At 34.0% G+C, this 13,336-nt stretch carries 9 protein-coding genes; 3 read left to right on the forward strand and 6 right to left on the reverse strand.

All coding sequences use genetic code 11. The features are described from left to right. Nucleotides 1-59 precede the first annotated feature (59 nt). Complete coding sequence (locus BUE22_RS11280; RefSeq protein ID WP_073395123.1) at nt 60-725, reverse strand: M15 family metallopeptidase; 666 nt, start codon at nt 723-725, stop codon at nt 60-62. A 159-nt stretch (nt 726-884) separates the two neighbouring features. On the opposite strand from BUE22_RS11280, the gene BUE22_RS11285 reads away from it, so the two are divergent. Beyond that, nucleotides 885-2,636 carry a CocE/NonD family hydrolase gene (locus tag BUE22_RS11285; protein ID WP_073395124.1) on the forward strand — a complete coding sequence of 584 codons (1,752 nt, stop codon included), beginning with the start codon at nt 885-887 and terminating at the stop codon, nt 2,634-2,636. A 5-nt stretch (nt 2,637-2,641) separates the two neighbouring features. Here BUE22_RS11285 and BUE22_RS11290 read toward each other — a convergent pair whose 3' ends face one another. Beyond that, nucleotides 2,642-3,337, reverse strand: a complete 696-nt coding sequence (locus BUE22_RS11290) for a LytR/AlgR family response regulator transcription factor (RefSeq protein ID WP_073395125.1) — start codon at nt 3,335-3,337, stop codon at nt 2,642-2,644. After that, on the reverse strand, nt 3,334-4,986 hold the full coding sequence (locus tag BUE22_RS11295; RefSeq protein ID WP_243396822.1) for a histidine kinase: 1,653 nt from the start codon (nt 4,984-4,986) through the stop codon (nt 3,334-3,336). The genes BUE22_RS11290 and BUE22_RS11295 overlap by 4 nt, the downstream gene beginning before the upstream one ends. A 124-nt stretch (nt 4,987-5,110) precedes the next feature. Here BUE22_RS11295 and BUE22_RS11300 point away from each other — a divergent pair, with 124 nt between their 5' ends. Then, nucleotides 5,111-7,483 carry a TonB-dependent receptor gene (locus BUE22_RS11300; protein WP_073395126.1) on the forward strand — a complete coding sequence of 791 codons (2,373 nt, stop codon included), beginning with the start codon at nt 5,111-5,113 and terminating at the stop codon, nt 7,481-7,483. Nucleotides 7,484-7,703: 220 nt separating this feature from the next. Here BUE22_RS11300 and BUE22_RS11305 read toward each other — a convergent pair whose 3' ends face one another. The 3 genes from BUE22_RS11305 to BUE22_RS11315 form a co-directional block, all read right to left on the reverse strand. Further along, nucleotides 7,704-9,977 (reverse strand): polyprenyl synthetase family protein, encoded by a 2,274-nt coding sequence (locus BUE22_RS11305; RefSeq protein ID WP_073395127.1) that lies wholly within the window; start codon nt 9,975-9,977, stop codon nt 7,704-7,706. A gap of 639 nt (nt 9,978-10,616) precedes the next feature. Further along, entirely contained in the window at nt 10,617-11,438 is an 822-nt protein-coding gene (locus BUE22_RS11310) for a phospholipase A (RefSeq protein ID WP_073395128.1), read from the reverse strand. 143 nt (nt 11,439-11,581) lie between these two features. Further along, nucleotides 11,582-12,601 (reverse strand): hypothetical protein, encoded by a 1,020-nt coding sequence (locus BUE22_RS11315; protein ID WP_073395129.1) that lies wholly within the window; start codon nt 12,599-12,601, stop codon nt 11,582-11,584. 201 nt (nt 12,602-12,802) lie between these two features. On the opposite strand from BUE22_RS11315, the gene BUE22_RS11320 reads away from it, so the two are divergent. Next, nucleotides 12,803-13,318 (forward strand): RNA polymerase sigma factor, encoded by a 516-nt coding sequence (locus BUE22_RS11320; protein WP_042565074.1) that lies wholly within the window; start codon nt 12,803-12,805, stop codon nt 13,316-13,318. The last annotated feature ends 18 nt before the right edge of the window (nt 13,319-13,336 follow it).

Below are 13,336 nucleotides of genomic sequence, written 5' to 3' on the forward strand. Positions count from 1 at the left end.
ATAATCTTCTTAAATGAATAACAAAAAATACTTTGTGGATATCTGGATATGCGGAATAGTTATTCGCAATCCCATTTTTGATTGGAAACCTTATCTTTTAAACCGGTTTTCAAATTATAATGCCACCATTCTGAGTCGAATGAATTAAAGCCATTGGCAATCATTACTTTTTTAAGATAAGCACGATTAGATTTTATTTTACCCGAAAGTTTGGTATAATTGTGACTTGCTTTAATTCCGAAGAAATCAAAAGGAGTTCCCATATCAACTTCTTTTCCATTGGCGTCAACAATAGAAATATCAACCGCTCCTCCTCTATTATGGATTGAACCTTTTTTTGGATCTGCGACATACTCCGGATTCGATACAATTTCCCACATTCTTTTTTGTATAAATAAAGGCCTGTAACAATCGTACAGCTTTATTTTATATCCTTTTTTCATAAAATCTTTATTGGCTGCAATTAGTGCCTGCACAGTTTTTAAACGTAAAACACATTCGGCGCAATCATATACTTTGGCTTTCAGAAAATTATCTTCAGTCGCATATTTCATGTCGTAGATAAAATCTTTGCTATAATCTTTTAAATTCACAAAAGTTGTATCGGCAATCTCCTGTTTTACCGGGCTTGAATAAGTCTCATTTTGAGCATTCATGGAAATTACAGAGAAAAAAAATCCAAAAATGAATGAGAATTGAGTAGGTATCAGAAGATTGATTTTCATTGTGAAGAATTATTGTGTGAAGTAAATATAGTCAAAACGCTTAAAACAAAAAAACTGGCTCTAAAATCAAAGCTAATTATAATTAAAAACATAAGCTTTAATTGTAACACTTTTCAATAATTGTTGTCTATTAATTAGAATTCATTTAACTTTCTAATTATGTGCAATCAAAGAATCCTATTATTTATAAGTTTATTTTTAGTTGTTATCAATTTATCGGCTCAGCAAACAAAAGCTACGAAATTGGCCAGCCAAACAAGTAATTATGATATTCAGGATAGCGTTTCGGTAAAAACCCGTGATGGCGCGATTTTATCAGCCATAATTGTTCGCAAAAAAGAAGATAATACTCCGAAACCGGTAATTCTTCAATATACAATTTATGTCAGAGACAAAGGCAGAGATCTAAAAACCTTAAAAGAAGCTGCAGATCATGGTTATATTGGTATAATGATATATAGCAGAGGAAAACGGTTTAGTCCAAATGAAATAAATCCGTACGAGAATGAAAGCACCGATGTTTATGATGCCATTGACTGGATTAGTAAACAAAAATGGTGTAATGGAAGTGTTGGAATGTTTGGCGGCAGTTATAATGGTTTTACGCAATGGGCGGCTTGCAAAACAGTTCATCCGGCGCTAAAAACAATTGTTCCTTATGTTGCTAACAGACCCGGAATGGGTTTGCCAATGGAAAATAATATTTTTATTAATCCAAATTACGAGTGGGCTTTTTATGTTAGCAATAATAAATATTTAGATACGGTTTCGGGAAATAACAGACAGCGTTTTAGAACAATGCAATCAAGATGGTGGGAATCCGGTACAGCCTACAAAAAACTGGACAGCATTGATGGAGAACCAAACCGATTGTTTCAAAAATGGATAAGTCATCCTGCATTTGATAATTACTGGCAAAAAATGGCTCCGTACAAATTAGATTTTGCGCAAATAAATATTCCCGTTTTAGCTTTTGATGGATATTATAACGATTCTCAAAATTCAAGTTTATATTATTTACGAGAACTTCAAAAATACAATCCCAATACGCCGGCTTATTTAATTATTGGTCCATACGGACATTTTGGAACTCAAATTGGCGGTGAAGCTGTTATAAATGATTATAAAGTTGATTCGTTGGCATTAATCGATATCAAAAAAATCACGTATCAATGGTTTGATTTTATTTTGAAGAACGGGACTAAACCTGAAGTGTTAAAAGATAAAATCAATTATGAAGTTATGGGCGCAAACTCATGGCGAAGTGCTTCTTCTATAGATAAAATGCACAACGACTTTCTAACTTTTTATTTAACAAATACTAAGTCTGGAAATTTTTATACGGCAAACTCTAAAAAATCCGGTAAAAAAGATTTTCTATTACAACAAATAGATCTTGCTGACAGACAGAAAAGCAGCAACAACGATTATTATCCAGATCCGATAATTAAAAAAGAAATGGATACAACGAGTGGATTTCGTTTTATAAGTGATCCATTAAAAGAACCTGTAATTGTAAACGGTTCCTTTTTAGGAGAATTAAAAATAAGTATCAATAAAAGAGATGTTGATTTGGCTGTAACTGTTTATGAAGTATTACCAAATGGCGAATATTTTCATTTGTCCTATTACATTGGCCGCGCCAGTTATGCAAAAAATATTGAAAAAAGACAATTACTAAAACCTAATACAATTGAAACAATTTCTTTTTCAAATACGCATTTGGTAAGCAAGCAATTAAGCAAAGGAAGCAGATTGCTTATTGTTGTCGATGTAAATAAAAATTCGTTTTCTCAATTAAATTATGGAACCGATAAAGAAGTAAGCGATGAAACTATTAAAGATGCAAAAGTGCCTTTGCAAATAAAATGGTATACTGATAGTTTTGTAAAAATTCCTGTTTTGAGATAACAAAATCAAATCATTTTATGGCGGATTTCCTTGTACTTAGATCGGCCCACAGGCAAAAGTTCGGCATTTTTAAGTAACATGCTGTATTTACCTCCGGGTTCTACAATGAGTTTGTCGGCTTCATTCCAGCAGACAATAAACGATTTATGTATTCGCTCGAAAGTTGAGGGAAGTAATTTTTCCAGAGATTCTAAAGATTTATCATGAAGTTCAATACGGTTATCTGATAAATGCAATTCAGTATAAATTCCCGCGCCTTTAATGTATCGGATATCTTTAATGGGGACCAGTCTAATGGTTTTCCCTTTTTTTACTGCTAAAAACTGAAGATCTCCATTGGGTTGTTTTTCTGGTGACGTAAAACGTCTAAAAGCTTGTGTCAATCTGTTTTCATCAAAGGGCTTGCCCACAAAGTCCAGAACTCCATAACCAAATGCTGTAATTGCCTTATCTGTATAAGCCGAAATAATAATGGTTTGAAATGACCTTGCTACCACATTTTGCAGAACATCAAACCCATCTTCGCCGTTTAAATTCAAATCCAGCAATAGCAAATCGATTGAATTTCGATCAATGATACTTAATCCGTTTTCAACTGAATCACAAAGTAAAATCCCGGTCTCCTTATCAAAAAAATCCCGGGTCATTCTTTCTATTCGTTTGGCAATTCTGGCCTCGTCTTCAATAATCAGAATCTTCATCTTTTATCAAAAATTTTAATTGTTGTCATCCAGCCTTCCTCTACTTCATGAGAATCAAAATGCCAGTTGGTACCGTAACTTTCATTCAATCTGGCACTGATATATTTAAAACCTGTTCCGTTACTTTTCTCTTTTCTAGTTTTTCGGTTTTTTGCAATCGTTTGTAATGTATATTCTTTATAGTTTTTTTCTTTTGTAAAACTTAAACAAAAACAAATACAGCCTTTTTTGGGCGGTAAACTGTGTGTAATTCCGTTTTCAATAATAGTATGAATAATCGCAGGTGGAATTTCTTCATTTTCATCAATATTTTTTTCCTCCCAATCATAGCAAACTTCTTTACGAAAAGACATTACTTCCAGATGTTTTCGACACAATTCAATTTCTTGTCTAATAGGAATAAGTGTATCTTCGGAAATGGCATTCATAATATCAAATTCGTCTGCCAGTGCGCGAATAAATACAACGCCTTGCTGTGGTGATTCTTCAACCCAATCGATCAACGAGGTCAAAGTATTTCGAAGAAAATGCGGCTGAATATTTTTCTTGATCAGTTCTAACTGCAATCTTGACGAAAGTAATAAGGATGCATTATGAGCCTCTTCGATTGCTTTTGCCCGAATGGTATGAAGATACAACATAGAAAGTACGATGATGGTAAAAGCGATAAACAATCCAAAATCATAGAAAATATAGCGATTAACAACAACACTTGCCAGTAAGCCCGCGACAACAATCGATCCGCCTTTGATTTTTCGGAATGTGGCATTTGCTGCTATAATAATAGAAACAAGACACATGGCATAACTAAAATAAATAGCAGTTCTATCATAATGTCCATAATTCGTAATATAGATTACAATAAGACTGGTAAACAAAAGAAACAAAAACAACCGCTTTTTTTTGAAGTCAAACTGCAACATAAAATACCAAGGAACCAGAATTGAAATGGCAAAAGTAAGCAAGCCCACGATTTGTAAACGGGTATAAAATTGAGTATACGGAATGTCTACATAAAATTTGACATATTCTATAATTAAAAGACAGAAGAAAAGCAGACAAATTATGCCAAAAACCAAAACAGTTGTTTCTTTACGAGTGCTGTTTATGTATAGAAAAAAATAATAAATAGCAGCAATAAGAAAAGCTCCTGCCATGAGATTCATAAAAGACATTACAATAAGCGGCGAGCGATGAAGTCTTAAAAAGCTTTCGAGTCTTATATCAATTCCACGATTTGCTTCTCGCAATTGCGTTTGTGTTCCAATAATAGTGATCATGTGCAAGCCAATATTGCCTCTTTTTTCGGGTATTTCATAATACGTCGTTTCAGTGCCAGCTACTTCGGGCTGACCAGATTTGACCATTTTACCGTTGCTTCCCACAAAAATACCATCCCAATAAACATCAAAAGCACCAAAACCATTCACCTGTAAACCTAATGGTCCGGCATTATTATCCCGTTTAATCAACTTTACCGGTATTTGAACTTTAAAAACAGCTTCTGCAGATTTACCCAGATAATCTTGTACACGATCTTCATTAACATAGTAAGAATAAGATGCATCTGATTTCACATAATCAGTATACTGTTTACACGAGGTAAATAAAAACAGAACAAAAGCGGTAAAAAAGGCAAATCTATACATAAGATAAAGATAGAATAAATATCGAATTTAGAAATGCATTTCAAAAGCTCTTGGAGCCGTTTGCATGTTTTAAAAGGTCTCATTTTATTTTATCAACTAATCTTGTACTCTATAACCAATCAACATGAAAACCTTAATAACCAGTATTTTAATTTTACTATTTCACTTTTTAGCAAACGCTCAGCAAACAACTGTTTCAGGAAAAGTTCAGGACAATATTACCAAAGAAGCATTGCCGTATGTAACAATAGCGGTAAAAGACAGCGCCTTAAAAACAGTACTAATTGGTGTTACTGATGAGCATGGCGTTTTTAGTTTAGAAAAATTGCCAATAGGAAAAATGACGATTTCTTTTAGTTTTATGGGATATCAAAATTATAGTCAGCCATTGGAGATTATTTCGGGTAAAGCAAAAATAGAATTAGGAACTATTGGTTTAGTTACTGATGCAGTTCAATTGAATGCCGTAGAGATTAATGGTCAAAAACCAAACATTAGTTTAAAACTGGATAAAAAGGTTTTTGAAGTGGGCAAAGATGTGCTTTCGCAAAATGGCTCTGCCAATGACGTTTTAAATGGAGTACCATCTGTCGCGGTTAGTCCAACAGGCGGAGTTAGTCTACGTGGCAACAGCAGTGTATTAGTACTTATTAATGGACGACAATCCGGTCTTACCCAAACCAACGCGCTTGATCAAATCGCTGCCGACCAAATCGATCGTATAGAAGTGATTACGAATCCTTCCTCTAGATATGATGCTTCTGGTTCTGCAGGAATTATTAATATTATATTGAAAAAAAACAAAAAAAGTGGTTTTAATGGTCAGGTACGATTGGTAGCCGGCTCGCCCAATGATAGTCGTCTTAATCCAAGTATCAACTACAAATCAGATAAAATCAATATTTTTTCAAATTTTAGTATTCGCTCATCTGATTACGTTGGTTTGTATACAACAAATCAGTCCACTATTAATAATGGCACGCCAAGTCTAATGAACCGTGTGCAAAATGAAGACCGTCACGACGATGGAAAACTGATGTATCTTGGGGCTGATTATTTTTTTGACGATCACCACACTATTACCGCAGCTTTTTTAAAGAATGCCACACACGATAATGATAAAACTCACCTAAAATACGATTACAGCAACGATACGAGCCTGGATAGCACTTTAATACGAGAAGGTAAATCACTGGAAAAAAGGGATTACAATCAATTAGAATTTAACTATACACAAACATTTAAACAAGAGGCAAAAAAATGGACTATCAACGTCCAATACGATTGGTGGAACAGCGATAAAAACTGGAATCTTTCAACAGAGCGTTTATTTCCAACTCCAGTAACTTATCCCGGAATTAGAACAAAATCAATAGGCAACAGTAAAGATTTACTTATTCAGAGTGATTTTATACAACCTATTGATAGTGTTTCGGTATTTGAATTTGGTATAAAAAGTGAGATTCGCAAAGTCTCCAGCGATTTTTTGGCCGAACAGCAACAAGAAAATGACTGGACAATTTACCAAAACATTGATAATAATTTGAAATATACTGAGACCATTTCCAGTGCATATGCTCAATTTAGCAACAAAGCAGGCCAATTCAATTACATGCTGGGTTTTCGTACAGAACTAACCCAAATTTCTATTACAGATATTAAAAACACATACGACGACAAGAAAAATTACGGAAAACTATTCCCTACTGTTAATATGAGTTATAAATTTGAGACTTCGACTTTGCAGCTTAATTACAGCAAACGAATTAACCGCCCGGCTTTGTATGCTTTATATCCTTTTAATGAACTGACGGATTTAAACGCACAATATATTGGAAATCCAGATCTTAATCCTTCTTATACCGATGCATTTGAACTGGGTTTTCTTAAAACATGGAAAAAAATAACCCTGAATCCTTCTTTTTATTATCAGAGAGAAAAAAATTATATTCAGGATTTTACTTACCGTGAGAATGATATATTTTATACAACACCAATTAATATTGACTACGAAACGCGCACTGGTTTTGAACTTTCTACATTATACAATCCGTTAAAATGGTTACAGATAAATCTAGAAATGAACTTTTACAGCTTTGTACAGAAAGGAAATTATCAGGAAAAAAACCTTGATTATAACGGCGAAACTTTTACGGGACGATTAAGTACGCAGCTTAAATTGCCGGCTAAATTTAGTTTTCAGGGCCGCTATAACTTTCGCGGAGAACAGCAAAATGCACAAACCACAAATGCAGCATTGCAATCAATCGATTTTGGTTTGAGCAAAACTTTATTAAAAGACAAAGCAACAATTGTATTTGATGTAAGCAACGCTTTTAATTTACGCCAAAACAAAAACACGACGACGGGAATCGATTATTTATTTAAAGAAGTAAGCATACCTAACGCCGCCCGATACCGACTAAGTTTTGTTTATCGTTTTAACCTAACCGATCCAAAAGTGATCAGACAAGCCAATAGTGCTAATCGTAATTAAACACGAATTTCACGAATTTGCACTAATTCTATAGTTGGTTTAGTTTGTGAAATTAAATTTCACAAACTAATTAGTGCAAATTCGTGAAATTCGTGTTTATCAATTAAATTTAAGCTGCTAGTTAATCAAATGAAGTTCGAATGGTTTGTAAAAAAGTATAAAACACAAAACCACTCGATTGGAGTGGTTTTTCAGAAGAAAATATATTCTTCATATCACATTATCCTTTTTTCAATGCAAACCAGCCAAAGGCCCGGATTCTTATTTTAAAAAATGAATCTTCTACTACTTCATCTACTTTTTTCCAGGCCTCCTCTACAAGCTCTTCTGCTTCCTGCCTACAGGCGGCAATGGCACCACAATTTTGCAATGTAACAATTACAGATTCTATAATCGCTCTGTCTGTAGGCATTGTTTGAATTATTTCCCAAACATATTCACGTTTATCCAAAGGCAATAAACCCATTGCTTTGGCAACAGGCATGGTTATTTTTCCCGCTGTAATATCTTCTCCTTTATCTCTGTTATTGTCGTACCCCTGCAAATTCAATACATCATCCATTATTTGATAGGCGACACCAATGGCTTCAAAAAAAACACCAAGCGCATTTATTTCTTCCGGTTTGCCCCCTCCTAACAGTGCTCCCATTTTGGCCAATGTACATGAAGAGGCTGCTGTTTTTAACCGGTGTATCGTATAAATCCTCTTTTCCAGTAATGTGTTATCCCCACTATTTACTGCATCTGGCATGAGATAATGAAGCCCGCTAATATCCATTGCCTGGCCTGCATGCCCAGCACGCATCATTCCAAAATAAAATTCATATACCTGCAGCCGGATATGTTCTGGAAGCTTCGGACTATGCATCATCAATTCTCCAATAAAATAACAGGCATTGCCCGCATTAATTGCAAGTGCTTCTCCGTACATCAAATGCAAAGCGGTGCCTCCTCTGCGTGTATCAGACTTGTCCTGCACGTCATCTACAATTAATGATCCTGTATGTATGATCTCTAGCATGGCGAGCCAGTCGACAAACGGCTGGGAGTTTCCGCCAACAACGTCTATACAAGCTAAAAACACATAAGACCGCCAGGATTTTTTATTACGATCAACAACTTCCCTGATTGGTTTGATAACAGTCGAAACATATTGTTCTTTATCAGCAGTGCTAAAAAAAGAAGTTCCAAGCGAACTGTTTACCAATCTGTAAAACTCATCGTCAGTAGGGTCTAAAGGCAGTAATGATTCTATCGCCTTTTGCGTTGCCTTACCAACATTTTTTAAGAAATTTTCAATATTTATAGTAGTATTAAATCCGTTTATTTCAATATATCCAGGGCCGGAAACTTCTGCTGCCATAAAACTTCCTGTAGCATTTACACATCCTTCCCAAATTGCCGGCGGAGAGAGAATCGTAATAAACTCTTGTTCCGGAAATTCAGCTTTAACAGAAAGAGAAATATTAAATTCTGGGATTTCCAATCTCCAGGAAACGGGATACGAAATAAAAGTTTGAACGCTTGTCCAGTAATCTTCAGGAGTAAATGAAAAATCTTCTGTTCTGTTTATTTCACCATCCGGATCTATCATAATTACTATACCTCCAGCATGTGCACCATTAATTTTATTATCAAAAAGATTATATCCGGATATCTGGCAGCCATTATCCAGCTGGAGTGCTATCCAGTTCCAGGCCAGATCATGCTCAAGGTCAAAGTTTGGGTTTTCATCTACAGACCTGCCGAATTCATGATCATACCAACCACTGCCCTCTACATTGTAAACTGTATTATCGATCAGGATCTCCCCGCTTACCTCACATTTTGGAATAAAATAATAAAACAGATCTTCTCTTCCTATACTGCTCCCCACTCCATTGTTTCCATGTCTTACCGGATTTGTTAATGGAACAAAATCAAGTCTGCAAGCGATTCCTTTCGATGGGTTTTCCAGATTTAAATGATAGTTGCCCTGTTCCTCTTTCTTAAAAGAATTCTCATCATATTCAAGTGAAAGATTCTTCGTCCCTACAGTAACAGTTTTTTTAAGAAATCTGTCAGGCAGCGGCACATTTCCTTTCTCATACACCTCTTTTAATGCACGGCGAATCCATTTGGTTCCCACATTTTTTTCGTCGTATTTCTTAATCATTTTTAATGCTTCACTTGGTAAACTTCCATCTACAAGAGAGTCCGTATAATACTTTTTCCCGTCGATGTCTGATAAGGACCAGATTACAGAATGTGTATGGTTTAAATTTCCTGTATGCTCGTCTCTTTTTGCCGCCCTGAAAAAGGAAGCGAATAAAGAAAGCCGTTTACCATCTTTAGAAGTCAAATGACAATTTTGATACCACCATTCGATTCCGGATGCATCGTGTGGAAGGTCATGAATATCTAAATCGATCGGGCCATCAGCGGGCCATGTGGAATCATAATCAGATAAAATAATTTTTAAATCTGTTTGTTGAGCATCGGTTTCTTGTTTCATAGTTTTAGACATATTAGTTATTATTAAATAATATATTTACCTCCGCTCACCAAAGTCTCTTCTCGATAGCGAAAATAGTATTAGAAATTAAATGCTGGGCAGCTCAATACAGTCTAAAACTGAAAACAGGAATAATGAATTTAGAAATTAATATAATTGGAGAGGTATAAATCAATCATTTTGTTAATGTAAATACTTAACATTTCTATCTTCCCTCATAAATCTCTAATACCGTAAATGAGTCTAATTCTATAAAAATATGGCTTGTAATTAAAAGGCAGATATGCCTTCTTTAGATATATTATCTGACTGGACCCAAACCGCCAGCGCTCTTTATTTATGTGTTCTCTGTTTCTGTAGTATACAAATTCCTGAAAAATAAGGATTATGTAAAAAACAAAATTTATAAGAATAAAGATACTAAAATTAATTTATCAACCAAATAACACATAACATATTTAACTGAATTATAACCACTTATACACTAAAGCAATTACAAATCAGTAAAAAAGATATTTTATATTTTTGTTGTTTTAAGATGAAAAAAATGGGATAATACCTGAAATGGTTTCATTGCAAACAATGAATATCTTTTTACTTCGTTGGTTAAAGTAAAAAGTACAATGAAAATAAAGTAATTTAGAAAATGCCCATATTTTCAGGCTTGATTGTAAATCCCAAACGAATCATGCTTTTGTGTTCCTGGTAATCAATCAAACTTTCTGTATAGCCCACAAACCACTGTAATGTGAGATAATAATTTTCATTTTTGTATGGTCTCCAGTTTACCTGTGTCTGCAGCGATCCGTAATTGATAAGGCCGCTTCCTTTTCTAAAAAGAACATCTGCGCTCCATCGTCCCGGTTGTATCTGGTAAGTTGCACTTGCTTCGCCATAACCTACATATTTGGTAAGTCCGGGATTATCTTCTTTATCGACAAGCGGAATCCATCCCCTCAAACCAACTGTCCATCGTGGGGAAATCTGTGATTTTAATGAGAAGGCCAGCATATTCCATGTTCTGGAATAAATAGAATCTCTGCCGTTTGATTCGTGTTCAAACGAAACTGTTCCGTAGGTTAGCCTTCCTCCTTTTAAATAAAATGGTCGAACAATAGCCACACCAGGATTAAAATTAATTTCGGAAAATGGTTTTGAGTTGGCATAAATATCCCAAAAAGCTTTTTGAGTGTATAGTAAATAGGGATAAAAACCTGCGAATATAGGCTTTGAGCGCAATCGTAACTTAAAACTAACCTGATATTTTACATCGGCAGAGTTTTTAGTAATTGGAGCATTTATTGGCACACCCGTTAAAAAATAATTATCCCTATGAACAGAAAAACTATTTTCCTTTAATAAGGAATCTGCTGCGCGAAAATTTTTTTTATCTTCTACAATTTGTGAATTTGCGTTGAGTGAAAACAAAATGAAAAAGATCAATAGGTATTTGAAATGCATTTATATGGATTAAATTGAGGTAATTTATTAATTTCTATAAATATCCATGATTTTAATAAACCATGTTAACTCAATAAAAAGGAGAGTTAACTCAAAAAATGCAAGAGGAATATTTTATTTAAAATTCTTTCAGGGAAAAGAACTTATAATTTTTCAAAATAGAGATAATTGGTGCTATCAGTTACATCACGTAACCTGATTTGGGAATTATTAAATTCAAACAATTTCCAATTACAACTTAATTTACCAAGTAATTCTGAACTGAAATTTATTTTTAATTCCCTAACATTATTCACCACCGTACTTTCCCATGTTCCAGTTTCTGCAATTGCTCCTTTTTTAGCAATTACCGATTTGTCACTTTTAAATATAAACCAATAATCACTATAAGAAAGTGTTTTTTCTGAATCATCAAAATAATAAGCTATTTTCCAGGAACCATTTGTTAGTGTCTCTGTAAAATCAAGTGTTGCAATGTTATTTTCCGGACAGTAATCAATAGCATATTTTATAGCATTTTCGAACTCCAAATTATTCGTAATCGCCTTTACCTGATTATGATAATCTACTACAGAAATTGGATAATTTAATGAAATATACTGACTGCCATTCAAATTTTTTATAAAATTAAAAAAAGCCTCATCACTTATAATCGACTGAGAACTTGCAAATTGACTGGCGCTGTTATAGATATTAATCGTGATAGGATAATTAATATTTAACCCATTAATTTTGGATAAAAGATCAGGGTAAAGATTCCAATAATCGATTAAATCATTAAAATCAGTTTCATTGGGAATCAGTTTTTGTACGTAATTATAGTAAACCATCGTTACCGGAAAATCTATTTTTACAATATCGTCATCGTAAGTACTTGCGTTGATATTATCTACTACTTTTTGATAATCGGCAGTTGTATTAATGGCAATTTGCTCGTTATTAACAGTAACAGTATAAGGAAGTTTTATAGTGCAGTACGTAGACCCGTCGATTACATTATCCTGCACTGTTGGCACCATTGCCACTCTTTGCAAATAAGTAGTAAGAGGAGAAGCACTTGTAATTGTTCCCTGCGCATTATTTCCCTGCTCGTCTCTGTCGCTTTGACAAGAGAATAAGACTAAAAGGACTGCTATTGATAAATATTTTTTGAAAGGGAACATACTTATATTTTTACAAAGGTAATAAAATTTAAGAAACTGCTTTTTAATAAATACGGCATTAAGGGTTTCTGTTTCACTTTTTTAAATCGTTAATTATCATAAGAAAATTATATTTCTTACTCTTATAAAACAATCAGCTTTACTTTTACCCTACTTAAAGTAAAAACAAATACTTTTGCTACTACAAATTGAAAAATCCAAATGCCAAATAAAACCGAATCAAATACTTGTGATGAAATAGTCTTTTCGTCTTTTTTTAAAAGTCACATAAAAGCACTTCGCAATTTCCTTTTTTACAAATTTGGCAATTTAGATCAGGCAGAAGATATAGCACAAGAAGCATTTGTAAAACTTTGGCAAAACTGCGCTTCGGTGCCTTTGGAAAAAGCAAAATCGTACATCTATACAATTGCAAATAATAGCAGTCTTAACGAAATTGCACACCAGAAAGTGGTGTTGAAATATGAAAAAAACTTCACAGGCTTAGACAAAACAAATGAAAACCCGGAATATCTTTTAGAGGAAAAACAATTTCAGTCTAAACTTTTGAAAGCTATCGAGAACTTAAACGAAAAACAGCGTGTTGCCTTTTTGATGCATCGAATTGATGGAAAAAAATACAGTGAAATTGCCCTGGAATTAAACATTAGCGTAAAAGCTGTAGAAAAACGTATTCACCTGGCATTGTTAAGTCTTCGTAAAGAAATTGATTTATAAAAGTAGGGTAAATTTAGT

Origin of the sequence: Flavobacterium pectinovorum, from assembly GCF_900142715.1 — a bacterium.
Taxonomy (GTDB): domain Bacteria; phylum Bacteroidota; class Bacteroidia; order Flavobacteriales; family Flavobacteriaceae; genus Flavobacterium; species Flavobacterium pectinovorum.